This is a genomic window from Nitrospirota bacterium (assembly GCA_040756155.1).
Taxonomy (GTDB): domain Bacteria; phylum Nitrospirota; class Thermodesulfovibrionia; order JACRGW01; family JBFLZU01; genus JBFLZU01.
Map to the genome: position 1 here is coordinate 12,891 of JBFLZU010000070.1, position 25,838 is coordinate 38,728.

The following is a 25,838-nucleotide window of genomic DNA, read 5'->3' on the forward strand; positions in this document are numbered from 1 at the left end:
TCAAATCTTCTCTCCTTTTACTTCTAATGCTTCTAATGGGTCTAACCACTCCCAAGCTTTTATTCCATAAATTCCTATTCTCTTAATATCCACAGGTATTGTTGAAGTGTAGTCATCAAATATTACTTTCAGTATCTCTGGTAGTTTATGTCCAGATTCTGAGACATCCGTAACCCACAATTTAAGGCTATGCTTATTTTCATCCATTGCAATCTCTATACGTTCTAACATCTCCCTTATATTTAAACCCTTTACCCCCTTTTTGGTCTTTCTTGCTATGATAATGCTATTCTTTTGCATCAGTGATTCGATACGATTTTTTAGATATCCTCTATCACACCCATTACATTTTACAGAATAGATGTATCCCTTGACAAAAGACGAAAGCGTTTTACTGTCCTTCGGAATTACCTTTGCACTGCTGACAGAGATTCCTTCAGGAAGGGTTGCGTTAAGCCTCTGGATGAGCATATGCACATCTATTGGTGGAATTACCTCGATGTCAAGATATTCCTTCAGGCCCTCTATACCTACAGGTAAGGGTGGGGCAAAGGAGATTTTCGGATGAGGATTGAAACCTCGAGAATATACCACAGGGATATCAGCCCTGCTTAAAGCCCTTGTTAAGAGAGTCGCCAGTTCTAAATGAGAGAGAAAACGCATCAACCCCGTTTTGGAATATTGAACTCTTATCTTTATAGCCGAAGGTGGAATACTGATTGTGCCTCGGTGCTGCGGCGCCGCAATGATGTGGTGCTGTTGTGTTGCGGTATTGCGTTTAATTGTATCTATTACGGTTAACTCACATCTATCCTGCAGTCCACACCCAGCACATGTGGAGTAAAGGCAGTCTTCTGTTGTATTACCCCTTTTTGCTCTGGCATATTCGCTTTTAAGGAATGCTGTTGTTACACCTATATCTATATGTTTCCATGGGAGTTCTTCACTCGTAGGTCTCTCTCTGCATGCATAATGATATAAATCTATGCCTGTGACCTCAGATGCATTAAGCCATTTTTTAAAATCGAACGACTCTGTCCATCCATCGAATCGGCATCCGAGACGCCATGCCTCTTTTATGAGGCGTGAGATATTCCTGTCACCCCTTGAGATACAAGCCTCAAGAAGGCTCATCTCAGGGATATGAAATTTAAGATTTAATTGCCTTTTCACCTGGCTCTTCAGATATTCCATTGTCCGCATGATTTCATTTTGTGGTATCTGTCCTGACCATTGAAATGGGGTATGTGGTTTTGGCACAAATGTAGAGACACTTACATTTATATTAACGAATCTCTTACTGTATCTTTTCGCTACATCAAAAACCCTGTGGCACATTGTGACTATACCGTCTAAATCTTCATGGTTTTCGAATGGTAGCCCTATCATAAAATACATCTTCAAGATGTTCCATCCATGTGTAAATATATTGGCTACAGTTTTTGATAATTCTTCCTCGTCAAGTGGCTTATTTATAATGTTTCTCAGTCGCACAGAGCCTGCCTCCGGTGCTATAGTAAATCCTGTCTTTCTCACCCTTTTAATCTCCTGGATTATCTCGCTGTTAAGTGTTCCTATCCGAATGGAAGGGAGTGATACGGATACATGCTGGCTGGAATATCTATCTGTAAGTTCTCTGAGAAGGGGGAAAAGAGAGAAATAATCCCCTATGCTGAGCGATACCAGTGAGAGTTCCTTATACCCTGTGCTCTTCAATGATCTATCAGTTATCTCAATTATTCGTAAGGGTGTCCTTTCTCTCAGTGGACGGTATATAATTCCTGCCTGACAGAACCTACATCCACGCGTACAACCCCTTGATACCTCTACCGCAATTCTGTCATGTATTGTCTTAATATATGGCATGACTGGTGTATCAGGAAAATATGCATCATCAAGGTTATGAACTATTCTCTTGATTACCGATTGATTGGATACCGCTGGAACATACACCCCATTTACCGATGAGAGGGCATTCATCAGGGATGTCTTTGAGGCTCTATTCTCCTTCCATTCTCTGTATAGATCGATGATCTCGTTAATTACATCCTCACCATCTCCGATGACAAAGGCATCGATGAATTCTGATAGAGGTTCAGGATTGGAGGCACATGGCCCTCCTGCAATTATAAGAGGGAAACCCTTTTCTCGTTCTTCTGTTTTCAATGGTATACCTGAAAGGTTGAGTATATTGAGTATATTTGTAAATGTCAGCTCATACTGGAGTGTAAACCCGATTATATCAAACCGATTTAATGGTGTAGATGACTCAGTGCTCATAAGTGGTATGCCATTGTTTCTCAACATCTTTTCATAATCTATCCATGGGGCATAGGCTCGTTCGCATAGGACATCGTTTCTTGTATTTAAAAGACCATAAAGAATCTTTAACCCTATATGGGACATTCCAACTTCATATGTGTCTGGAAATACTAATGCAACCTTTACCTTTGTATCATCCCATGATTTATGAACAGCATTTATCTCATGGTCGATATATCTGCTTGGTCTTTGTACCTTATATAGAAATTGGTTCAATAGAAAAGTTGAAACCTCCTCATTTTGATATTGAGCAACAGACCAATGGAAATAAAATTCGTAAGCATAGAGCTACCGCCATAGCTCATAAAAGGTAAAGGAATTCCAACAATAGGGGCAATACCAAGTGTCATTCCGATATTTATGAAGGTATAAAGAGAGAACGTAGATATTATTCCTACTGCCATTATGCATCCAAGATGATCTTTTGACTTTAAGGCGACCTCTATACCCATAAATATCAAAAACAGGTATATAGCAAATAAGATGATACACCCGATAAATCCCCATTCTTCGGCAAAGACAGAGAATATGAAATCTGTATGTCGTTCAGGAAGAAACCTAAGATACCCCTGTGTGCCGGAGAGATAGCCTTTCCCAAAGAACTGTCCTGAACCTATAGCTATCTTTGATTGTGTTATATGGTATCCAATACCGAGGGGATCTGTATCGGGTTGAAAGAAGGCGATGATACGGTTTCTCTGGTATTCTTTAAGCTGTGACCACAATGTTTCACTTAGAAATGGGACTGATAGAATACCTATAGAGATAAGTATTGTTAGCGCCTTTACCTTTAATCCTGCTACAGTAGTCATAACGAAGAATGTAAATAAAAACGCCATCCCAGTTCCCAAATCGGGTTGTTTTATTACGAGAAGGGAGGGTATGATGAGAAAGAAGATAGCGGGTATAATTAGTTCCTTTATACTATAGACTCCACTGTCTTTATTCTCAGAGAGATATTTTGAAAGGGCGAGTATGAAGAAAAGTCTTGCAAATTCAGATGGTTGAAATGAGAATGATCCTGCTGATATCCATCTCTGTGCACCCATGCCTGCCCTCCCAACAAAGAGGACTAATACAAGTAAAAAAATGCCTATACCATATAGCAGATATGCGTGCTTAGCAATAGTTCTGTAATCAATACTCACAACAAACAGCATTCCTGCAATACCTAACAATGTCCATAATATCTGCTTGATATAAAAAGGTATATTTTGAGAGTCTAAACCTCTAGTAGCACTGAAGATGGTTATGATTCCAATGGCTGTTATCAGGAGTGTTAATCCCACGATGCCCCAGTCGAAGTTTGCTATTAATCTTCTATCAAGCACCTTTATTCTCCTTATGGTTCTACAAACTCACCATGCACCCTGAAGCTCGCCATGCACCCTGAGCTTGTCGAAGGGTGAGATTGCTTCGTCGCTTTGCTCTTCGCAATAACACACTAAAACACTCCTATTATTGAACAGCCTTGTTCTTATTGCTCTCGATATATGCCTCAATAACCTTTTTTGCTATCGGTGCTGCTGTGGTTCCTCCCCTCCTACCGTGTTCTACCAGAACAGAAACAACAATAGAAGGGGAATCAACAGGTGCAAAGGCAATAAACCACGCATGGTCAGCAAACTTTCTTAAATGAGACAGTGGTTTGCCACTCTGTATTCCTATAACCTGTGATGTTCCAGTCTTACCACCTATGGTTGTGATCTTCGATTGTGCTGCTCTGCCTGTTCCTTCTGGTGCTTCAACGACATCCTGAAGGGACTGACGAATAAAATCAAGTACTTCGATGTCATTTAAATGCACATCCCGTGACTCTATATTTTCATTACGCACAATCCGTGGCTTATAGATCTTACCGCCATTTACAAAGGCACTTAGAGCCACTGCCATCTGCAATGGTGTTACAGATATGTAGCCCTGTCCGATAGACACAGATAGTGTTTCTCCATAAAACCATCTTTCTCCTTTTATCTTTTTCTTCCACGAAGTTGAAGGTATTACCCCTGCATTTTCAGGATTAGCAGATATTCCGGTAACCATACCAAGCCCGAATTTATTTGCGTATTCTGCAATCCTATCTACGCCGAGCTTCCTTCCTAATTCATAAAAATAGACATCGCAGGATTCCACTATAGCTCTGTGTAGAGAAACAATACCATGTCCTTCTTTTTTCCAGCATCTATAGTCTCTTCCTCCAAATCGTATCGAACCCTGACACCTTACACTCCAAGATGGATCTATAATGCCGGTATCAAGCCCTGCAGCAGCAACTATTATCTTGAATGTAGAACCTGGTGGATAGAGTCCCTGGGTAGCTCTGTTTGTAAGTGGATGATCCTGGTGATTCAATAAACCCTGCCATTGCTGGCGACTTATACCTTTTGAAAATTGATTTGGATCAAATCCAGGGCGACTGACGAGGGCTAATATCTCACCACTCATCGGATCCATGGCAACTATTGCCCCTGAATGTTTACCTAATGCTTCTTCTGCAGCCTTCTGTGTTTTTATATCAATGGTAAGATGGATATCATTCCCCTTCTCTGGTTCTTTCGCAGATAGCATTCTTATCTCCTGACCTATAGCATTCACTTCTATCATCCTGTTTCCAGGGGTTCCTCTGAGGGCTCTGTCGAATGTTCGCTCTATACCCCATTGTCCGATTGCAATAGACGATGGGAGATTCCTGTATTCGTGATCCTTTGACTGCTCGGGTGTTATCCTTCCGAGGTATCCGAGTAAATGTCCACCTATGTCACCATAAAGGTAATCCCGTTTTACCGTTGCTTCTACCGATACACCTAACAGGTCACTCCTGCGTGCCTCAATCATTGCGACCTCTTTCCATGTAATATTTTCTTTTACCCTCACTGGCTCAAAAGGTTTGCTCTGTCTATAGTTAGCAATCTTTTTCTTTATATCTTCTTCTGGAATATTAAGCAGGAATCCAAGTGTTTTGATGGTTTCTTCGATTCTCTCCTCTGTGTATGTATCTTCGATACTGAATGTTACATCGAAACTCGGTATATTGTTTACAATAGGTATACTATTTCTATCATAGAGTATGCCTCGCGGAGGAATGGTCTTGATGACACGTACTCTATTATTTTCTGAGAGGTTTCTATAGTGTTTGCCTTTGAGTATCTGGAGATGCCATATTCTTATGGTAAATATTAAGAAGAATACCGCTACGATAATACTGAGGTATTTAATCCTTTTTATTATATCTTCTCTGTTGTCTCTATTTACATCTATCATTAAATAAGACCCCTCTCTTTTACCCTGAATGTATGATATAAATATTTAAATAACATTAACATTACAGTACCGAGAATACTGTTATAGAGAGGTTGTATAAGAATAATTCTGGTAAATAATTCAACAATAGGATAGGCATACCAGAATATGTTAAGGAAGACATAATTAATGATACCATCAATGATAGAGAGAATGAGGATAAGGATGGCATTAATCCCGGCATCGATCTTAAAAATATTCTGTGAAAATTTACCTGATAGAAAACCGATGGTGGATTTTGATATAAGATTAGGTCCGATAATAACACCAGAGACCATATCTAATAAAAAGCCCATTATGGCACCCGTAACCATACCTGAGACCTGAGGGTCATTAAAGTATAGCGATATATTGCGATTATTGCGTATATCTACACTATACGGAATCATCAACCTGTTATATATACCTACAAAGTAAGTTACTATGAGTGTAAGATCTGGTTTAATTTCAAGGATACCCAATCTATTTAAAAGGGTAGACTGGATAGATATGAGAAAGAAAGAAAATACAATCAGGATTATGAATCTCATCTTCTTTGTTCCTTTCTATTATCAATTATAGCTACTTCTTCGATTCTGTTAAGTCTTACACCAGGAATTATCTCTATCTCTTGAAATAGACCACTACCACCCTTTTTATTTATCTTAGAGATGTAGCCTACAAACAATCCCGCAGGATATATATTATCTAATCCTGATGTTATGACGGCGTCGTTGATCTTCAGATCAACAGAATGTGGAATATATTTAAGGTGACATCTGTCTGTGCCCTTACCTTCTACTATTCCTTCATCCCTTGTGTGCTGTATTCTTACAGATATTGTGCTCTGGATGTCAGTAATGAGTAAAACTTTAGAGTAGTGAGGTCCTGGCTGAAATATTTTTCCTACAACCCCTGAGGGTGTGACGACGACCATATCCTTATGCACTCCATCATCTCTGCCTTTATTTACAGTAACAATCCTGAACCAGTTTGTAGGATCCCTGCCTATCACCCTTGCCGCCGTCACATATCTAGTTTCTGATTCTTTGAGCATTAGCAACTGTCTGAGGCGTTTGTTTTCCTCAAGGATTTCCATATGTTGAGCCATCTCTCCTTTCAATTTTTCAATCTCTTCTTTAAACCGCTGGTTTTCAGAAAATGTCTTGACGGCATAGATATATCTATCCCACAGATGGATTATCCCGCCAGAGATTGAGACTATCCCCCTTTCAATAGGGAGGGCTATGAAATTTGCAATATGATTCAGTATGGGTTGGTTTTTGAGGGTACGACTCTGTAGGCTCATCCATAAGAATGAGAAAAGGATTATCAAGAAAAGTATAGCCACCTTCTTATATCTAAGAAGGAATTGAAGCATTGGTAGTCCCCCATGATTTTAAAGTTTATAAAAAGATCGGCTTAGAATTCACTAATGCACAGCAATCTTTTTGAGTGTATCCAGTTCATCGAGGACTTTTCCCACACCAAGAACTACAGCCGAGAGAGGCTCTTCGGCTACTATAATAGGAAGTCCTGTTTCTTCTCTTAATAGCAAATCAAGCCCCTTAAGTAAGGCACCACCTCCTGCTATGACTATTCCTCTATCAACAATATCCGAAGCGAGTTCTGGTGGGGTGTTTTCAAGAGCTAATTTTATTGTGCTGACGATTGAGCCAAGAATATCCGTGAATGCCTCACGTATCTCAGTATTATTGATAACTAATGTCCTGGGAATTCCTGATACGAGGTCTCTCCCTTTTACTTCTATTTCCTTTCGTTCGTTATTTACAGGATAGGCAGAGCCAATGTCAATCTTTATCTGTTCGGCTGTTCTTTCTCCGATGAGCATCTTATACTTCTTCTTAAGGTAATTTACTATTGCCTCATCCATCTTATCACCGCCAATCCTTATCACTCTGCTGTAAACAACACCATAAAGGGAGATTACTGCAACATCAGTTGTTCCACCGCCAATATCGACAATCATATTGCCAACAGGCTCGGTGATAGGGAGTCCTACACCTATAGCAGCAGCCATGGGTTCTTCGATAAGGTAAACCTCCCTTGCACCAGAAGATTCGGCAGCATCCCTGACAGCCCTCTGTTCTACCTGTGTAATGCCTGATGGAACCCCTATGGCGACTCTCGGTGATACAAATGTCTTTCGTTTATGAACCTTTGCTATAAAATGTTTCAACATTGCTCCCGTGACATCAAAATCAGCAATCACACCATCCTTCATTGGTCTCACTGCAACTATGTTTTCCGGTGTCCTTCCTACCATCTTTTTAGCTTCATGACCTACAGCGAGTACCCTATTTGCTCCCTGCTGTAGTGCAACAATAGATGGTTCATCACATACGATTCCTTTCCCTTTTACATATATCAGTGTGTTTGCTGTGCCGAGGTCAATGGCGAGATCTTCAGAAAACCAGCCAAATATCTTCTTTAACATTCCTTAACTCTCCTTTCTGTCGTCTATCACCTGAGTCTTGGCAATCTCATCACCAATTCTCATGCCCTTTTCGTTACCTATAATTAAAAGCCCTTCAAAGGCGAAGATGATTAAAGGAAATACCCATCCAATCAAGGGGATATTGAAGAGAAGATAGCCTATACCAAAGGGGAAATTCCTTATAATCGATTCCTTGAAGTTACAGTTGCCTTCAAATGTTGTGGTTACCGCATTTGAAGAAGAGTCCTCCATTTCTTCACGGATCAGTATTACCCTCAGACCTATCAATCTTTTGCCTATACTCTTTCCTTCAAACCCGTCTCCTATAAGCATATAGGTTAATCCAGCGAAAAACCCTACCTTGGGTATCAGCTCAAGTAGCGTCCAGACTATAAGTAGATCTATAAATCTTGCAATAAATCTGTTAAGCGTATTTGCCTTTTGGTATATGGTTTCTAATCTTTGCTGTTCTTCCAAGATGCCTCCTGCAAGATACATATTAACAAAGCCTTAAAGTGATTTCAAGGATTTTTATATTGATTTTAACTCTAAATTAGTATAAATTTTATATATGCTTAAATTGATGCGTAGGCATATAAAAATATTCGGAATAGTCCTCTGGCTTGTGATAATCTCTTTTATTGTCTGGGGTGCAGGAACCATTAAGGATCAATCAAAAGAGATTATAGCTATTATAGGGGATTATAAGGTGACGGTTGCAGAATATCAGGAGAGTTACGATCGTATATACAATATGTATAAATTACTGTATCCTGACGGTCTTTCAGAGGAACTTGTAAAAACCCTTGATATCAAGAGAAAGGCCCTGGACGATATTATAGAAAGAAGGCTTCTCCTTGAAGAGGCAAAAAGAAGGGGAATATCTGTCAGTGAGGGCGAGATACTACACTCTATAATGTCATATCCTGCGTTTCAGAAAGATGGGAGGTTCGATAAGTCAATATATTTCAGAACATTAGAGGTTAATAGACTTACACCTGAGCGGTTTGAAAATATGCAGAGGGAGGACCTCACAATAGAGAAGCTAAAGAGAATTATCAGGGAGTCAGTAGACTTTCTTCCAATGGGAGATGCAGATAAGGATAGTAAGATTAAGGGTGTTCTGATACTCGAGAAGAAAGAGAAGGCTGTAATATCTTTTGTCGAAACACTAAAAAAGAGGACAAAGATTAAGATAAACGAGACCTTTTTATCCTGATACTCTTAATCCTCTCCCCTGAGGGGAGAGGAAGGGGTGAGGGGGGAAGATTGAGAGGGCGAAGTGATTAAAAACAGAATGAATGGTGGCATTATTATATTGGGTGTATTACTTCTAATAGTTGCCGCATGTTCAAAAAAAGTAACATATAAGCCGAGCGAAGAGATGATAAAGACAAGGGTGGCTACTGAGAAGCTTATGGAGCTTAAAGGGTTTTATCAAAATAAGGACATACAAGGCATACTTTCAGTTATCTCCCAGCGGTTTAAAGGTCTGGAGGTCTTAAAGGGAAGCATACAAAAAGATTTTTCATACTATGATGATATGGCGCTTGAGTTTACCAATAAATTAGTAAGAATGGAGAAAGACACCATCATGTTAACAGTTTACTGGGAAGGGAGATGGAGAGAAAAGGTTACAGCCAATGTGTTTAACGATAAAGGAACTGCTGTGTTTGTGTTTAAAGATGAAGAAAGACTCCTTATTACAAAGATAGAAGGGGATAACCCTATAGGGATAACCGCCAGTAGATAGATTCGACAAGCTCACTAGGCTATTTACAGGTCGAGCAACTTGTAGCTGTACATCCTCCACATGAGCTTCCTGCCGTATCACCTGCTTTTTCACCCACGCCTGCCATTCCGAATCTTGACATCTTCTTTGTTACTTCGGTTGAACTGCATACAGGGCATTCAACAGGCTGAGATGTGTTGAATATCAGTTTTTCAAAATCTGTTCTGCATTTAGAGCATCTGTATTCATAAATAGGCATATTTTATTATACTATTTCCTGGGTACCTTTTTCCAGTCATCCATAAACTTTTTTATCCCTGTGTCTGTTAATGGATGTTTTATAAGCTGTTCGATAACACTGAAAGGTATCGTTGCTACATCCGCACCCATCAGTGCTGCGTCCACTACATGAAGGGGATTTCTTATGCTTGCGACTATTACCTCTGTATCGAAGTCATAATTATCGAAAATGGTTATTATCTGTTCTACAAGATCCATACCTACATGGCTTATATCATCAAGTCTTCCTACAAAAGGACTTACATAGGTTGCACCTGCCTTTGCTGCAAGTAGTGCCTGACTCGGCGAGAAGACGAGTGTTACATTTGTCTTGACGCCTTCTGATGAGAGCCTTTTCGTTGCCTTCAGTCCATCTTTTGTCATTGGTATCTTTACTACGATATTCTCATGTATCTTGGAGAGTTCCCTTGCCTCAGATACCAGACCATCTACATCCATGCTCACGGCCTCGACACTTATCGGACCATCAACAATTGAACATATCTCATTTATAAGTTCCCTAAAATCTCTGTTCTCTTTTGAGATGAGTGATGGATTTGTTGTTACACCATCTATAACGCTGATATCCCATGCTTCCCTGATTTCTGCTACATTTGCAGTATCAATGAAGAACTTCATAATGACTCCCTCCTCTTCTATATTAATATCTACCGTTTACCCCGTTAGAATGCCCCGCTGCTTGCAGCGGGGATGAAAATAATTTTCCTTTTTGAGCTAACGGGGTTTACTATCCAAAGTATGTATTGCTTTATCCACCATCTGCATTATATGTTTTACTCCTGTCCTTAACCCTGCCTGTCTCAGTGCATCCTCAATGTGCATTCTGCATCCAGGGCATGAGGTCACCACAACCTCTGCTAATGTGTCATTTATGGATTTTAACTTCCGTTCAGCAATCCTCATTGAGAGGTCATAATGATTGAAACTGAAGATTCCACCAAAACCACAGCACCCTTCTGCGTTTCTCATTTCAATAAAATTAACTCCCCATATACCTCTGAGTATCTCCCTCGGCTGTCTCGATATACCAAGCCCCCAGTTCAGATGACACGGGTCATGGTAGGTGATACGGGTATTGAGTGATGGATGCCCGGTGACGAGTGAAGGAAAAATATCCTTTTCCACGATGAATTCATTAATATCCTTTATCTTACAGACAAATGCCTCCATTCCTTCGGCATCAGGAAGAAGTTCGGGATATTTCTTTTTTAAAGTCAAGCCACATGTAGGGCATGCGGTGAGTATAGCTTCTACCTCCAGCTTACGGAGTATTTCAAAATTACTTTCTGCCAGGGTAAGAACTGTTTTATGATCTCCGATAGCCCTTATAGGTGCGCCACAACAGAGATCACCTTTAGGAAGGATTACATTAAAACCGAGCCTCTTTAATACATTTATCACCGACATGCCTATATCCTGATAAACGAAATTTATACTGCATCCTGCAAAAAAGGCGACACTTTTGCGGTGCTGAGGTTCTGTGGTTCTGCAGTGCTGCAGTGCTGCAGTGCTGCGGTTGGATAGTTTGTAATATCTTTCCCTGAGGGATTTGCCCTTTATTGCAGGAAATGTCCTTGTTCTGCCTTCTATTGTGTAAGGTAGAAATCCCTTGAAAACATTTAATGTAGATAATGGTACATAGACAGACCGTTCAATTATCCCGAGAAATCTCATAAAGTGAGGCAGCGCCCAGCCACTCTTTACAATCTTACCCGATATAAAGCGTATAAAGAAATCAATTCCATTCAACTCGGCAATCTCTGCCCTCGCCGCCAAGATTATATCGTCTATTTTTACACTACTTGGGCACGCAGGAATACATGAGCCACAAGTGATGCATGTTGATATACGGTTTTTGAATATCTCAGTGAGATCCAGCCTTCGATCAATGACTGCTTCAATAAGACTCATTCTTCCCCTTGTAACCATGGATTCTTCTAACTCTTCGAGGAATGTCGGACATACTGCCCTGCATGCCCCACATTTAATACATCGGAAGACTTCATCGTGGTATTTATCTAGAAACTTATAGCCCATAACTGAAAACAGACGATTTCCCTCACCCTTTCCCTCTCCCTGATCCGTTTTTGTATTATACCGTTTCCTTCTCGATTAAGCAATTTATTGTAATTTAGGGTATTGACAATTCTTGAATAGGTGATAAACTTACATTGGGATTCTTGCAGAGATTCTGTAAGAAAGGAGGATGAGTCATATGGCATGTGGTATGCCCCATAAAAAAGAAAAAGCGACGAAGACGACAAAGAAGACGACAAAGAAGAAATAGGGAAAGGATGATTGTTAATGCTGGATGCTGGGTGCATTGCAATGCACCCAGCATCAGATCACCTTTTTAACCTTTCCTGATCTGAGGCATCTTGTGCATATATATATTCTTCTTACACTACCATTCTTAGAAACTCTTACTCTCTGGAGATTGGGATGGAAAAGCCTCTTCGTTTTGTTGTTTGCGTGGCTGACATTATTACCTACCATACGTCTCTTTCCGCATATCTCACATACCCTCGCCATTAGAATACCCCCTGATTAATTTTATTTGTTTGCTTTTAAAACATCCGTTATGTTATCATAATTTACAAAAATTGACAATTGGTTTTTAAAGATGGCAAATATAAGGGTTCATGAACTTTCAAAGAAACTTGGTGTTCCTAATAAAAAGATAATTGAGGAATTAGAGAAACTCGATATAAGAGGAAAAACGCATTCAAGCAATATCGATGAGGCAATCTCTAAAAAGATAGAGCAGTTATTAAAGATACCTCGCAAATCCACGCCCCCCGCTAAACCTGTCGCTAAAGAGCAGATTAAAAAGGTTGTAAAAACGGTAAAGGCAGAAAAAGAAAAAGTAAAGGTAAAAGAGAAAAAGCCTACAGTCAAGATACGAAAACCTCGCCCGACTCCTTCACCTCCTGTTGAAGAAGTGGCACCCCCACCCGTAGCTGAGATACCTCCTGTTTCGGTAGAATCTCCTCCTTTACCTGCAGATAAGGCAAAAGAAGAATTAGTAGAAGAAATTAAAATTGTTGAAGAAGAAGAGGTAAAGATACCTGATAGATTTAAAGATAAACTCTTTGAACCGAAAGGTAAGGAGATACCTCCTCGTCAGCATCGTCCCTTTAAAGAGATTAAAAGAAAATGGCTTGAGATAAAAGCCATTCCAAAGAAATTCGAAAAACCAAAGCATATATTCAAGAAATCTGAACTAAAAAAGGCAGATGTAAAAGTAATTCCACTCCCAACTCTTCCAAGGAAGAAGGTCGTCAAGCTAACAGAAGGTATGACTGCTAAAGATTTTGCGGAAGCCATCGGGCAAAAGGTAGGCGAAGTTATAAAGAAGTTTATGGAACTTGGATTCCTTGCTACCATCAATCAACCTATCGACATGGATGCCTCTATACTTGTTGCAGATAGTTTTGGCATAAAGGCAGAAGTTGCACCTATTGAATCCGATGAGTCTATATTAGAAGAGGTAGCGGATGAACCAGTAGCCCTTCAGCCAAGAGCACCTGTGGTAACCATTATGGGTCATGTAGATCATGGCAAGACCTCACTCCTCGATGCGATCCGCGAGACCAAACTTGCTGAAACAGAGGCAGGTGGCATAACACAGCACATCGGTGCTTACAAAGTAACACTTAAGGGAAAGGATATTGTATTTCTGGATACCCCAGGACATGAGGCATTTACATCTATGAGGGCAAGGGGTGCAAAGGTTACCGATGTTGTTGTGCTTGTGGTGGCTGCTGATGACGGTGTTATGCCCCAGACAAAAGAGGCTATAAATCATGCAATGGCTGCCAATGTTCCAATAGTGGTTGCTATAAATAAAATAGATAAAGGGGAGGCTAATCCTCTGAGGGTAAAACAGGAACTTAGCGAACTCGGTCTGATACCGGAAAAGTGGGGAGGACAGACTATAGTTGTCGAAGTTTCTGCAAAAAAAAGGATAGGTATAGAAAATCTCCTCGAAATGATACTTCTTCAGGCAGAGATGCTTGAACTGAAGGCAAATCCTGATAAGCGTGGTCGTGGAACGGTTATAGAGGCAAAACTCGATAGAGGAAGGGGGCCTGTAGCAACAGTTCTTGTTCAGGCTGGAACATTAAAGGTTGGTGAGGCATTTATTACAGGAAGTATATCCGGGAAGGTAAGGGCGCTGATGAATGATAAAGGCATGAAGATTGACGAGGCAGTACCTTCGACCCCTGTAGAGGTTCTCGGATTGCCTGATGTCCCGCAGGCAGGTGATTCATTTATTGTTGTTGAAGATGAGAGAAAAGCAAGAAACATTGCCCTTTTGAGAGAACAAAGACAGAAGAGCGAAGCGATTTCAAAAGTCAGGAAACTTACACTCGATGACCTGTATGCGAAGATAAAAGAAGGGGCGGTGAAAGAACTCCCACTTATTGTGAAGGCAGATGTTCAGGGTTCTGTAGAGGCGGTTAGAGATGCACTTGAGCGTCTTGGCACAGATGCAGTTAAGGTAAAAATGATACATGGTTCTGTAGGGGGTATTACAGAGACTGATGTGATGCTTGCCTCAGCATCAAACGCTATAATCATAGGTTTTAATATAAGACCTGAACCAAAGGCAAGTTCACTCGCGGAGAAAGAGGGTGTTGATATAAGGTTATACAATGTTATATATGATGCTATATCAGATGTAAGGGCTGCCATGGAAGGACTCCTTGAACCTACATTCAAAGAAAAGGTCGTAGGGAGGGCAGAAGTCAGACAGACATTTAACATATCGAAAGTAGGGACAGTCGCTGGATGTTATGCTGTAGATGGTCTTATATCAAGGAGTAATACCTCTGTCAGGGTTATCAGAGATAGCGTAGTAATATATGAGGGTAAGATTGCCTCACTCAGGCGATTCAAGGAAGATGTAAAAGAGGTTCAGTCAGGATACGAATGTGGCATACTGGTTGAGAATTTTAATGATATAAAGATAGGAGATATACTTGAGGTCTTTACGACCGAAAAGGTAGCAGCCAAACTTTAAATAACCTAAATTGAGCGGTTCTTTTAAGACTGTCATTGCGAGGAAGAGATTCCTCGTGGAGTTTATCCTGAGCAGAAAAGCGAGATTCTTCGCTCCGCTCAGAATGACATGCGAAGGACTCGGGATGACAGTTTTGAAGGGTTTATGTTCGTTGGCATCCTCACAATAGATATCCATATTCCTGAAAACGACTCCCTTAAGTGGAAGAGGCATGTCTTACAAAGTATAAAGGACAGAGTAAGAAACAACTTCAATGTATCTATATCTGAGGTTGATAATAGTAACCTCTGGCAGCGAACTACTATAGGGGTTGCTGTAATCAGCAACGATAGGACTCATATCAACCAGACTCTGCAAGGAGTTATCTCAACAATAGACAGAATACCATCAATAGAGATAATAGACTACCGCATAGAGATGATGTAAGTTCTTAAAATTTTTTGGTTTGATTACTATGTTTCATTCATATAAGCGATCTGAGAGGGTTGGTGACCTCATACGCCGTGAGATAGCAGACATCATCATGCATAAGACTAAGGATCCGAGGATAGGTTTTATTACGGTTACTGGGGTTGACCTCAGCAATGACCTGAGACATGCAAAGGTATATATCAGTGTGTACGAGAGAGAGACTGAGGGTACAGAGGAAAATACGCTACAGGCTTTAAAGAACGCTACAGGATTCATAAGAGGTGAACTCTCTAAGAGGATCAGGCTGCGATTTATGCCTGAGATAGTATTTAAACTTGATAAATCAGCGGAATATGGTGAGAAGATTGAGCGTTTATTGAGGGGACAGAATGAATAAAATAATAGAGATTATCAACAGAAATTCTACTTTTCTCATAACTACCCATATAAATCCAGAGGGAGATGCAATTGGTTCAGAGCTTGCACTATTTCTTATTCTTAAGAAATTGGGTAAGAAGGCTATGATATTAAACAGTGACACTGTTCCTCTTATATACCGCTTTCTTCCCCATTCTGAGGCAATTGTTGTATCAAACCCTGAACTTGTTTCAGGGCTATCCGGCGACTACGATGTCCTCTTTATTGTTGATTGCGGAGACCTCGAAAGAACAGGGTTAAGGATTGAAGGGATAAGGGGTAAGATTGCGGTGATTGACCATCATATAACGAGCAAGCCATTTGGAGACCATTCGTGGATCGAACCCTCAGCATCTTCAACAGGCGAGATGATATATGAGCTTGCTGTCTCACTCGGGGTTAATATTGATACCGATATAGCTATAAACCTTTATACATGTATACTTACAGATACAGGGTCATTCAGATATTCAAGCACAACACCAAAGGCACTAAAGATTGCAGGTTTACTTCTGGAGAAGGGCATAGATCCATGGAGAGTTACAGAAGAGGTCTATGAGTCCCAATCTCTTAACAGAATAAGATTACTTGGTATGGTTCTCTCAAAGATAGAAATCAGTGACGATGGGAAGATTGCATGGATTGTTGTTACACAGGATATGTACAGAGATACCGCAACAACAGCTGAGGATACAGAAAATTTTGCGAATTATCCTCGTGCTATCAGAGATGTAGATGTATCAATATTTTTCAGAGAACTTGAGAATGGTAGGTTTAAGATAAGTTTCAGGTCAAAGGGTCATATAGATGTCTCTGCAGTTGCACAGATCTTTGGTGGAGGTGGACACCACAACGCTGCTGGATGTGTTATTGAAGCAGGACTTGATGATGCGAAGAGAATGGTGATAAGTGCAGTAGAGAATATTATTAGGTCTGTTTAATGACGAGATTGCTTCGCCTTCTGCTCGCAATGACAATCCTTCTCAGTCATTGCGAGGCACGGAGTGCCGAAGCAATCTAAAAGTATTGAAATCCAAATGGATGTGGTCATAAACATAAACAAACCTGAAGGGATTACCTCACAGGGTGTGGTAAACAGGGTAAAGAGGATGCTATGTATAAAAAAGGCAGGACATACAGGAACCCTCGACCCTTTTGCTACAGGGGTGCTACCAGTATGCACAGGGAAAGCCACAAAGCTCTTTAGTAGACTGATAAACTCAGACAAGGAATACATCGCAGCCATCAAGATAGGCGAATCTACTGATACCGAAGATTCGTCAGGGACAATTATACAAGCCGTCAATACCAGTCATATAACAGAGGGTATGGTTATGGATGCCCTACAGAGATTTAAAGGTAGCATATCACAGATTCCACCAATGTATTCTGCACTAAAATTAAATGGAACTCCTTTATATAAATTAGCGCGTAGAGGTATAATTGTAGAAAGGAAGGCAAGGATAATCACTATACATCATATAGAAATACTCGGTATCGCTCTTCCTTTTATTACACTGCATATCCACTGCTCTGCAGGGACATATATCCGAACACTTGCTTATGATATAGGTAGCGTTCTCGGTGTGGGAGGGCATCTGGTTTCCTTGAGTCGAATCAGGGCAGGGCAGTTCAGGATAGAAGACTCTATCAGACTGGATGAACTTGCATCATACACAAAAGAAGGAAGGACACCGAAGGGTATGTATTCTCTTGAACAGGTACTTTTAACAATGAGCAATTAATAATTGCGTAATTTGAGATAATATACTTTACAGGTCGCTGTGTCTTATGTTAAGGTATACAATAAAATTTCAGGGAAGGTGGTGAATAAATGCCCCTACAGAAGGAAAAGAAAAGAGACCTTATCGCTAAATACAGACTTCATGATACGGATACCGGGTCTCCAGAGGTGCAGATAGCCTTGCTCAGTGAGAGGATCAATTATCTTATGGAACATTTCAAATTCCACAAAAAGGATTCTCATTCAAGAAGAGGGCTTCTCATGATAGTCGGACAGCGGAGGCGTTTATTAGATTATCTCAAAGATAACGATGCAGAACGCTATAAAAGGTTGATAGCACGCCTTGGTATCAGGAAATAAGGTAAAGGAAATTTTCAATATATTGAAAACTGATGGACAGGATCTTATAATGCTGAAGAAGATGGGTATAAATATAAGGGATACTGAACTTTCGTTGGAGACAGGACGTATCGCAAAGCAAGCAGATGCCTCAGTGAGTGTGCAGTATGGCGATACTATAGTGCTTGCTACCATTGTGTCATCAAAAGAGCCGTGGGATGGATTTGGTTTTTTTCCCCTGACTGTAGATTATCAAGAAAAGGCGTATGCAGCAGGAAAGATCCCGGGAGGCTATTTTAAAAGAGAGGGAAGACCTACCGAGAAAGAGATACTTACCTCAAGGCTGATAGATAGACCCCTTCGTCCATTATTTACTGATGGATTCTGCAATGAGACACAAATTATTGTGTCAGTGCTTTCTTATGGCGATGAAAACATATCTGATATTCTCGGAATAATAGGGACATCTGCCGCACTTACCATCTCTGAGATTCCATTTCTCGGTCCAATTGGAGCGGTCAGGATAGGCAGGATTGGTGATAAATTTATAATCAATCCCGACCTTTCAGAAGTAGAAGAATGCAGTATTAATCTCATAGTTGCTGGAACAGAAGAATCCGTTGTTATGATTGAGGGAGGAGCAAATGAGGTGAGTGAATCTGAAATGATACAGGCTATTCGTATCGCACATCAGAGTATTAGAGAAATAGTTGAACTACAGAAAAAATTTGGAGCAATCTATGCTGTCGAGAAGAAAGTGATTCCACCTCTGATTATAGAGGAAGATATTAAGCGCGCTGTGGAGAGGATTGCCAGTGAAAAGATAAAAGAGGCTATCAGGATTCCATATAAACAGAGACGTCAGAATGCACTGGATAGTATCCTGAATGAGACAATACTGATCCTGAATTCGAGTTCAGGACAAGACCTAGAAAGAGATTATTCGCGAGAGATTAGTGCAGTCTTTTTTAATCTTGAGAGAGATGAGGTAAGGGGAATGATTCTCCGTGATGGTGTGAGGGTGGATGGTAGAGGACCGGGAGATATACGTCCTATCTCCTGTGAGGTTGGAGTGCTTCCGAGAGCTCATGGTTCAGCGATATTTACAAGAGGTGAGACACAGAGCCTTGTTGTCGCTACACTTGGCACATCTGAGGATGAACAGCGTATAGATGCGCTCGAGGGTGAATCCACAAAGGCATTCATGCTACATTATAATTTTCCACCATTCAGTGTTGGTGAGGTTAAGCCCTTAAGGTCCCCTGGCAGGAGAGAAATAGGACATGGTGCACTGGCAGAGAGAGCACTGAGACCTGTTATTCCAGATAAGACAGAATTTCCTTACACAATAAGGGTTGTATCCGATATTCTTGAATCTAATGGGTCTTCTTCGATGGCTACAGTCTGTGGAGGGACACTTGCTCTCATGGATGCAGGTGTTCCAATAAGGTCTCCGGTAGCAGGGATAGCCATGGGGCTTATTAAGGAAGGTGACAAAACAATAGTTCTCTCAGACATATTAGGACTTGAGGACTACCTTGGAGATATGGACTTTAAGGTAGGAGGCACAGAAAATGGTATAACAGCCTTTCAGCTTGATGTAAAGATTACAGGTATAAGTCTTGACATTATGGAAATGGCACTTGAGCAGGCGAGAGAAGGTAGATTACATATCCTCAAAAAGATGACGGAGGTGATTTCTTCTCCAAGGCCAAAACTTGCTGCACATGCACCAAGGATATACACCATACAGATTAAGCCTGAGAAGATAAGAGATGTTATAGGAACAGGTGGTAAGGTTGTAAGGAGTATAATTGAACAAACAGGCGTTAAGATAGATATAAATGATAATGGCATAATAAATATAGCCTCACTGGATGAGAGTGCAGCTCAGAAAGCAATAGAAATCATTAATGGTATAGTAGCAGAGGCAGAGGTAGGGAAGATATATCTCGGTAAGGTAAAAAGGTTAGTTGATTTTGGTGCATTTGTTGAAATTCTCCCAGGCACAGAAGGACTTGTTCATATCTCGCAGATTTCAGACCACAGGGTAATGCGGGTATCTGATGAACTTCGTGAGGGTGATGAGATACTCGTAAAAGTCATAGAGATAGATAAGCAGGGAAAGATAAGATTGAGTCGGAAAGAAGCCCTCAGAGAGTCAGATGATGTTAAAAGAGCAAGGGATCGCACCACTGTGCGTAAATAATCCTTAAATTAGCATATAAAGGGTCTATGACCCGTAGGGATTTTCAAATCCCTTTTTTTATGTCTGTAAAACCATGTATAGACAATACACCCTTGACAATGGTATCCCCGTAGTCTTTGATTTGATGTATGATGTCCACTCAGCGGCTGTTGGGGTCTGGGTAAAGATTGGTTCAAGAGATGAGATCGAGGATAAAAATGGTATATCACATTTTATAGAACACATGTTCTTTAAAGGGACAAAGACGAGGACTGCACAAGATATAGCCATCGAGATTGATTCCATAGGAGGGGAACTGAATGCATTTACATCAAAAGAAGAAACTACATTCTATACAAGGGTGCTTGACGAACACCTCACGACAGCTATCGACTTACTTGCCGATATTTTTCTTAATTCTGTGATTGATGTGCAGGAACTTAAAAAGGAAAAAAGAATAATAATCGAAGAGATCAAGATGGTCGAGGATACACCAGATGAGTATGTTCATGATCTCTTATATGAAGTTGCATGGGGTCGTAGTGCCCTTGGCAGACCTGTTCTTGGAAGAAAGGAAACCGTGACATCGTTTACCAGAGATGATTTAGTTGATCACATTAAAAACTTTTATACATCTCGTGATATTGTTATTGCTGCTGCAGGAAACATAAACCCTGATAGCCTATTCTTGGCGCTCAACAGATCGTTCGGTAAGATACCGTATATTAATAATAAAAGAGAATATCAATCGCCACAATTCTCTAAAGGCATCCTTATGAAAAAAAAGAAGTTAAAAGAGGTTCACATATGTATTGGTGTTGAGGGTATAAGGTATGATAATGATGACAGATATGCAGTGATGTTGTTAAATGCGATGTTTGGTGGAAGTGTGAGCTCGAGACTATTTCAAGAGATAAGGGAGAATCGAGGACTTGTGTATACGATATCCTCTTATCCTGTATTTTATCGTGATACAGGTCTTCTTATAACATATGCAGGAACAGGGAAATCAAAGGCAGGAGAAGTAATAAGGCTTATTATTCAGGAGATGCGAAAATTAAAAGAAGAGAGAGTAAAAGATGCAGAACTCAGGAGGGCAAAGGAACACATAAAAGGGGGATTGCTTTTCGCTCTCGAGAGTACAAGCCACAGGATGGTCCAGATAGCACGCAATGAGATATGTTTTGGCAGGCAAATTACAACAGAAGAGATAGTGCAAAATATAGAGGATGTCACAACCGAGAAGATACAGGAGATCGCAGAGAGTATTTTTAAAAATGAATCAATTGCGATAACGGTGTGTGGTGCAATAAACCACCTTGATTTAAAAGAAGAAGATATAAAGTTATGAGACTCCAGAGAGGCCTTGTACACATATATACAGGAAAAGGAAAAGGAAAGACAACCGCCGCATTCGGGCTCGCAATGAGGGCTGTTGGAGAAGGGCTTAAGGTCTTAATCATCCAGTTCTTGAAAGGAAGGGTTCCTTTAACGGGGGAGGCAGCGATTGCAAAGGTTATGTTCCAGAGCATTGAGATCTTGAGATTCAATGACCAGGTGCATCCCCTATTTGCTGGCAGGAATTCTGATGAGAATAAACTTAAAGAATCTATAGCCTCAGCCTTTGCCATTACAAGAAAGAAAATAGAGAGCGGCGAGTATGATCTTGTAGTGCTGGATGAGATAAATAATGTTATTAAGGGAGGATGGCTTTCGGTGGCTGAGGTGGCGGAATTGATAAAGAACAAGCCTGTTCACACGGAACTTGTGCTTACTGGAAGGAATGCACCAAAAGAATTAATAGATATCTCTGACTATGTAACTGAAATGAAGATGATAAAACATCCCTCTAAGACTGGGATAAAGGCAAGGAGGGGAATTGAATACTAAAAGTCAGAAGTCAGATAAAAAGACTTCGCAACTCACAACTCATAACTCAAGACTTATCTTTATCACTGGTGGGGTAAGGTCAGGGAAAAGTGAATACGCAATGAGCATGGCTGAAGTTATTGATGGCAGAAAGGCGTTCATTGCAACCGCAGAGTCTCTTGATGATGAGATGGCTGAGAGAATAAAGAGACACAGAGAACGACGTAATCAATCATGGGATACCTATGAGGCACCACTTGATATGTATTCAACACTGAGAGATATAAGTGAAAATTATTCTGTAATACTGATTGACTGTATTACGCTCTGGCTTTCAAATCTTATACTTTCAGGTAAGAATGCAGACAATATCTTTATAATAGTTGACGAGTTTTTGAGGATTATAGCAACCTGTAATTCAACAGTGATAGTAGTATCGAATGAAGTTGGGTGGGGGATAGTCCCTGATAATCGAATTGCGAGAGAGTTTCGGGACACTGCAGGAAGGGTAAATCAGATGATTGCATCAGCTGCTGACAGTGTTTATATGGTTATATCAGGAATACCGCTGAGACTTAAATAAAAGGAATCAAGAAGTCCAGAAAATAGCCGAGGCATCTTGCTGAAGAAATTCAGAAATCAAAAATTTTGCATTTTGATTTTTGAATTTTTATACATTTTCGTCATGAGCCTAACAATATTTAACAGCATTATAACCGCATTTAAGTTTCTGACTATTCTGCCTCTTGGAGGCTATCTACCAGATGAACGGGCAATCGGTAAGTCTATTGTCTTTTTCCCATTTGTTGGTATAACGATAGGTGGTATTCTATACATCTCTGACTATCTTTTATCGACGATATTTACTCGTTCTGTTGTTGATGCACTCTTGATTACAGTCCTTGTAATCATCACGGGTGGATTGCATATAGATGGTTTTGCTGATACTGTAGATGGGATTGCAGGAGGAAAGAACCCACAGGACAGGTTGAGAATTATGAAGGAAAGCAATATCGGTGCTGTTGGAGTGAGTTGTGTTGTGCTTTTACTGTTGATTAAGTATTCAGCCCTTTTATCAATTATAGAGGTACAAAAGGGTGGTGCACTACTTATGGCACCTATGATTAGTCGGTGGTCACAGGTTCAAGCCATCTGTATGGGCAAGTCTGCGAGGGAGGATGGACTTGGCAGGATTTTTATTGAAAATGGTAGTGCCGTCAAATTCCTGTTTGCGACAGCCTTTGTGACATCCATGACTATATTTGTTCTACCATTAATAAAGGTGTTATTACTGCTTGCAATAATTTTTATTATATCTCTCATTTTCCTTGTCTTCTTTAACAGGATGTTCAACGGTGTAACCGGGGATGCTATAGGATCGGTAAGCGAGATAAATGAGGTTATTGTGCTGCTGGTTTTACTGGCGATGCAATAACGTCAAAGGATGTTGTGCTATGACTACATTGTATCTCATCCGTCATGGTGAGGTGGTTAATGCGTGGGAGAAGAGGTATAATGGACAGATAGATGTGCCACTGACCCAGTATGGGATAGAACAGATCAAAGATATTTCAAGAAGGCTTGATGGTGTGGACATAAAGGTGATATATGCCACAGGGTTGATACGGACAGTTAGGGGCGCTGAGATAATAGCAGAAAGACTGAAGAGGATCCCTGTTATCATAAAGGAGGAGCTCAAGGAACGAAAACTCGGGAAGTGGGAAGGTCTTACGCTCAATGAAATCATAGAGCAGTATCCTGAGGGGTGGAGCGCATGGAAGGCTGACATGATGAATTACAGACCACCAGGTGGAGAAAGTCTCAGAGAATTGAGTGATAGGGTAGTGCCTGCTGTAAGAGAATTAATCACTTTGCACAAGGGAGAAGAAATTGTAATAGTCGGGCATGGAGGGGTTAATAGGGTTATCATCTGTGAAGCATTGAACCTTTCCCCTGAAAACTTTTACAGGATAGAACAGAAATATGGGGCGTTGAATATCATTGAATACTTTGATGACGGCAAGACGGTAGTAAAATTGATGAACGGTTGAAATCACTAACTGACTGTTTTTGTTGATTTCCATGCATGGTATATTCTCTGGATGGCAGTGATATGTGTCAGGACAAGCAGTATCCAGAGGGTTTCTTCAAGTAATCCAGTTATTGCCCCAGCACTGAGAAGGATTATTCTCTCAGGCCTTTCCATCAAGCCTATATTACAGTCGATCCCGAGTCCCTCTGCCCTTGCCCTTGTATAGCTTATAAGGAACGATCCGAGCATCACACCAAATGTGACCAGCGTATATAAAATGCTATTGTTAGAGATGTAATAAACCATTAATCCACCAAACAGAGCTGCATCAGAATATCTGTCAAGCACAGAGTCGAGGAATGCACCAAATCTTGTGGTCTTCCCTGAATTTCTTGCAAGTATTCCGTCAAGGAGGTCAAAACTACCTGCTAACAGTATAAGTATACCTGCGAGTTTTGGCAGTTGGAATATAAATGATGCTGATGCGATAAGGTTTATTAAAAATCCTGTTAGTGTAAGACTGTTAGGACTGAGAATTCCATTGAGTGACAGGATGTTCGCTATAGGAGCTAATAGTTTATCAAGGCTATGCCCGAGTTTTTCACCCAGCAACTACCGCTCCCTCTTACCTGCAATAAATTCTTCCACCATTTCTCTTGCTGTTACATCGTGAAATTGTTTTAGGGGGTGTTTCATAAAATATGCCGAAGCAGATGTCAATACTCCTCCAACCTTTCTGTCCCTTGCAAGTTTACAGCATCTAATGGCATCAATTACTATCCCTGCACTATTCGGTGAATCTTCTACAGAAAGTCTTAATTCAAGGTGCATGGGGACGCTACCAAATCCTCTACCCTCAAGCCTCAAAAAGCATATCTTGTTATCATTCTGCCACTGTACATAATCAGAAGGACCTATATGTATGTTCTCCTCATCAAGTGGGAGATCAAGCTCTGATTGAACTGCCTCAGTCTTAGATATCTTTTTTGATCTGAGTCGGCTGCGGTTGAGCATATTGAGAAAGTCTGTGTTTCCCCCTACATTCAACTGGTAAGTCCTATCCAGTTTTACACCTCTGTCTACAAAAAGTTTGGAAAGCATTCTATGTATAATTGTTGCACCTATCTGAGATTTTATGTCATCTCCTATTATCGGGATAGACTTCTTCTCAAATCTCTTTACCCAGTTACTGTTAGATGCTATAAAAACAGGAACACAGTTTATAAAGCTAACTCCTGTACTCAGGGCAGCCTCTGCATAAAAGGCTGTGGCTTTTTCAGAACCAACTGGGAGATAATTGACTATAATATCGGTGCCACTTTTCTTAAGCACCTTTTTTATATCGCATGGTTTTTCCTTTGCAATCACAAATCTTCTGTCTTCAGGATAATCTTTCATATGTTCGGAGACACCATCCAGAACTTCTCCCATATTCACTATAACCCCGTTATCAGGGACATCAGGGAAAAAAGTCAAAGTGCAGTTTGGTTTTGCAAATATTGCCTCATTTAGTGGTCTCCCGACTTTTCTTTTGTCGATGTCAAATGCTGCTACTATCTCTATGTCCTCAGGTATATACCCACCGAGATTATAGTGCATAAGCCCTATTGACTGTTTGTATTCATCTCTGGTAATGGATTTGTAATACTCTATACCCTGAATGAGAGAGGATGCACAGTTGCCTACACCTACTATAGCGACCCTTATCTTTCCCACTATGC

General features: G+C 40.5%; 27 protein-coding genes. 14 read left to right on the top strand and 13 right to left on the bottom strand.

Annotated elements, in window-relative coordinates; genetic code table 11:
- The 7 genes from AB1488_07130 to AB1488_07160 form a co-directional block, all read right to left on the bottom strand.
- Nucleotides 1-2,538, bottom strand: a complete 2,538-nt coding sequence (locus AB1488_07130) for a TIGR03960 family B12-binding radical SAM protein (protein ID MEW6409869.1) — start codon at nucleotides 2,536-2,538, stop codon at nucleotides 1-3.
- Entirely contained in the window at nucleotides 2,535-3,653 is a 1,119-nt protein-coding gene (gene rodA, locus AB1488_07135; GenBank protein ID MEW6409870.1) for a rod shape-determining protein RodA, read from the bottom strand. The genes AB1488_07130 and rodA overlap by 4 nt, the downstream gene beginning before the upstream one ends.
- Before the next feature lie 127 nt (nucleotides 3,654-3,780).
- Nucleotides 3,781-5,583 carry a penicillin-binding protein 2 gene (gene mrdA, locus AB1488_07140; GenBank protein ID MEW6409871.1) on the bottom strand — a complete coding sequence of 601 codons (1,803 nt, stop codon included), beginning with the start codon at nucleotides 5,581-5,583 and terminating at the stop codon, nucleotides 3,781-3,783.
- Nucleotides 5,583-6,152: a rod shape-determining protein MreD gene (mreD, locus tag AB1488_07145; protein ID MEW6409872.1), complete on the bottom strand. Its 570-nt coding sequence runs from the start codon at nucleotides 6,150-6,152 to the stop codon at nucleotides 5,583-5,585. The genes mrdA and mreD overlap by 1 nt, the downstream gene beginning before the upstream one ends.
- Nucleotides 6,149-6,982: a rod shape-determining protein MreC gene (mreC, locus tag AB1488_07150; protein ID MEW6409873.1), complete on the bottom strand. Its 834-nt coding sequence runs from the start codon at nucleotides 6,980-6,982 to the stop codon at nucleotides 6,149-6,151. The genes mreD and mreC overlap by 4 nt, the downstream gene beginning before the upstream one ends.
- Before the next feature lie 51 nt (nucleotides 6,983-7,033).
- Nucleotides 7,034-8,059: a rod shape-determining protein gene (locus AB1488_07155; GenBank protein MEW6409874.1), complete on the bottom strand. Its 1,026-nt coding sequence runs from the start codon at nucleotides 8,057-8,059 to the stop codon at nucleotides 7,034-7,036.
- A gap of 3 nt (nucleotides 8,060-8,062) precedes the next feature.
- The gene (locus AB1488_07160) at nucleotides 8,063-8,536 is read right to left on the bottom strand and encodes a hypothetical protein (GenBank protein MEW6409875.1); all 474 of its coding nucleotides are present in this window, start codon (nucleotides 8,534-8,536) and stop codon (nucleotides 8,063-8,065) included.
- Nucleotides 8,537-8,630: 94 nt separating this feature from the next.
- On the opposite strand from AB1488_07160, the gene AB1488_07165 reads away from it, so the two are divergent.
- Both AB1488_07165 and AB1488_07170 read left to right on the top strand, forming a co-directional pair.
- Nucleotides 8,631-9,278, top strand: coding sequence for a SurA N-terminal domain-containing protein (locus AB1488_07165; protein MEW6409876.1), 648 nt, complete (start codon nucleotides 8,631-8,633; stop codon nucleotides 9,276-9,278).
- 63 nt (nucleotides 9,279-9,341) lie between these two features.
- On the top strand, nucleotides 9,342-9,812 hold the full coding sequence (locus tag AB1488_07170) for a hypothetical protein (GenBank protein ID MEW6409877.1): 471 nt from the start codon (nucleotides 9,342-9,344) through the stop codon (nucleotides 9,810-9,812).
- A gap of 19 nt (nucleotides 9,813-9,831) precedes the next feature.
- On the opposite strand, the gene AB1488_07175 is transcribed toward AB1488_07170, so the two are convergent.
- From AB1488_07175 to rpmB, 4 genes are all read right to left on the bottom strand, one after another.
- Nucleotides 9,832-10,050 carry a zinc ribbon domain-containing protein gene (locus AB1488_07175; GenBank protein MEW6409878.1) on the bottom strand — a complete coding sequence of 73 codons (219 nt, stop codon included), beginning with the start codon at nucleotides 10,048-10,050 and terminating at the stop codon, nucleotides 9,832-9,834.
- Nucleotides 10,051-10,061: 11 nt separating this feature from the next.
- Nucleotides 10,062-10,709 (bottom strand): fructose-6-phosphate aldolase, encoded by a 648-nt coding sequence (gene fsa, locus AB1488_07180; protein ID MEW6409879.1) that lies wholly within the window; start codon nucleotides 10,707-10,709, stop codon nucleotides 10,062-10,064.
- Nucleotides 10,710-10,805: 96 nt separating this feature from the next.
- Nucleotides 10,806-12,128: a (Fe-S)-binding protein gene (locus tag AB1488_07185; protein ID MEW6409880.1), complete on the bottom strand. Its 1,323-nt coding sequence runs from the start codon at nucleotides 12,126-12,128 to the stop codon at nucleotides 10,806-10,808.
- 303 nt (nucleotides 12,129-12,431) lie between these two features.
- Nucleotides 12,432-12,623 (bottom strand): 50S ribosomal protein L28, encoded by a 192-nt coding sequence (rpmB, locus tag AB1488_07190; protein ID MEW6409881.1) that lies wholly within the window; start codon nucleotides 12,621-12,623, stop codon nucleotides 12,432-12,434.
- 91 nt (nucleotides 12,624-12,714) lie between these two features.
- Between rpmB and infB the strand changes: the two genes are divergently transcribed.
- The 12 genes from infB (at nucleotide 12,715) to AB1488_07250 (ending at nucleotide 24,136) form a co-directional block, all read left to right on the top strand.
- Nucleotides 12,715-15,117, top strand: coding sequence for a translation initiation factor IF-2 (gene infB, locus AB1488_07195; protein ID MEW6409882.1), 2,403 nt, complete (start codon nucleotides 12,715-12,717; stop codon nucleotides 15,115-15,117).
- Between the two features lie 144 nt (nucleotides 15,118-15,261).
- On the top strand, nucleotides 15,262-15,543 hold the full coding sequence (locus AB1488_07200) for a DUF503 domain-containing protein (GenBank protein MEW6409883.1): 282 nt from the start codon (nucleotides 15,262-15,264) through the stop codon (nucleotides 15,541-15,543).
- 28 nt (nucleotides 15,544-15,571) lie between these two features.
- Entirely contained in the window at nucleotides 15,572-15,925 is a 354-nt protein-coding gene (gene rbfA / locus AB1488_07205; GenBank protein ID MEW6409884.1) for a 30S ribosome-binding factor RbfA, read from the top strand.
- Entirely contained in the window at nucleotides 15,918-16,886 is a 969-nt protein-coding gene (locus AB1488_07210; protein ID MEW6409885.1) for a bifunctional oligoribonuclease/PAP phosphatase NrnA, read from the top strand. Before rbfA ends, AB1488_07210 begins: the two co-directional genes overlap by 8 nt.
- 63 nt (nucleotides 16,887-16,949) lie before the next feature.
- Nucleotides 16,950-17,690 carry a tRNA pseudouridine(55) synthase TruB gene (gene truB, locus AB1488_07215; GenBank protein MEW6409886.1) on the top strand — a complete coding sequence of 247 codons (741 nt, stop codon included), beginning with the start codon at nucleotides 16,950-16,952 and terminating at the stop codon, nucleotides 17,688-17,690.
- Between the two features lie 89 nt (nucleotides 17,691-17,779).
- Complete coding sequence (gene rpsO, locus AB1488_07220) at nucleotides 17,780-18,049, top strand: 30S ribosomal protein S15 (protein ID MEW6409887.1); 270 nt, start codon at nucleotides 17,780-17,782, stop codon at nucleotides 18,047-18,049.
- Nucleotides 18,050-18,110: 61 nt separating this feature from the next.
- Nucleotides 18,111-20,237 carry a polyribonucleotide nucleotidyltransferase gene (pnp, locus tag AB1488_07225; protein ID MEW6409888.1) on the top strand — a complete coding sequence of 709 codons (2,127 nt, stop codon included), beginning with the start codon at nucleotides 18,111-18,113 and terminating at the stop codon, nucleotides 20,235-20,237.
- A gap of 73 nt (nucleotides 20,238-20,310) precedes the next feature.
- Nucleotides 20,311-21,567 (top strand): pitrilysin family protein, encoded by a 1,257-nt coding sequence (locus AB1488_07230; protein MEW6409889.1) that lies wholly within the window; start codon nucleotides 20,311-20,313, stop codon nucleotides 21,565-21,567.
- Nucleotides 21,564-22,106, top strand: a complete 543-nt coding sequence (cobO, locus tag AB1488_07235; GenBank protein ID MEW6409890.1) for a cob(I)yrinic acid a,c-diamide adenosyltransferase — start codon at nucleotides 21,564-21,566, stop codon at nucleotides 22,104-22,106. The genes AB1488_07230 and cobO overlap by 4 nt, the downstream gene beginning before the upstream one ends.
- Complete coding sequence (gene cobU, locus AB1488_07240; GenBank protein MEW6409891.1) at nucleotides 22,096-22,668, top strand: bifunctional adenosylcobinamide kinase/adenosylcobinamide-phosphate guanylyltransferase; 573 nt, start codon at nucleotides 22,096-22,098, stop codon at nucleotides 22,666-22,668. Before cobO ends, cobU begins: the two co-directional genes overlap by 11 nt.
- A 102-nt stretch (nucleotides 22,669-22,770) precedes the next feature.
- Nucleotides 22,771-23,520: an adenosylcobinamide-GDP ribazoletransferase gene (cobS, locus tag AB1488_07245; GenBank protein MEW6409892.1), complete on the top strand. Its 750-nt coding sequence runs from the start codon at nucleotides 22,771-22,773 to the stop codon at nucleotides 23,518-23,520.
- A gap of 19 nt (nucleotides 23,521-23,539) precedes the next feature.
- Nucleotides 23,540-24,136: a histidine phosphatase family protein gene (locus AB1488_07250; GenBank protein MEW6409893.1), complete on the top strand. Its 597-nt coding sequence runs from the start codon at nucleotides 23,540-23,542 to the stop codon at nucleotides 24,134-24,136.
- Nucleotides 24,137-24,141: 5 nt separating this feature from the next.
- Here the strand turns inward: AB1488_07250 and AB1488_07255 are convergent, their stop codons facing one another.
- Together AB1488_07255 and AB1488_07260 are read right to left on the bottom strand one after the other, a co-directional pair.
- The gene (locus AB1488_07255) at nucleotides 24,142-24,729 is read right to left on the bottom strand and encodes a CDP-alcohol phosphatidyltransferase family protein (protein MEW6409894.1); all 588 of its coding nucleotides are present in this window, start codon (nucleotides 24,727-24,729) and stop codon (nucleotides 24,142-24,144) included.
- The gene (locus AB1488_07260; protein MEW6409895.1) at nucleotides 24,730-25,833 is read right to left on the bottom strand and encodes an inositol-3-phosphate synthase; all 1,104 of its coding nucleotides are present in this window, start codon (nucleotides 25,831-25,833) and stop codon (nucleotides 24,730-24,732) included.
- Nucleotides 25,834-25,838: the final 5 nt, after the last annotated feature.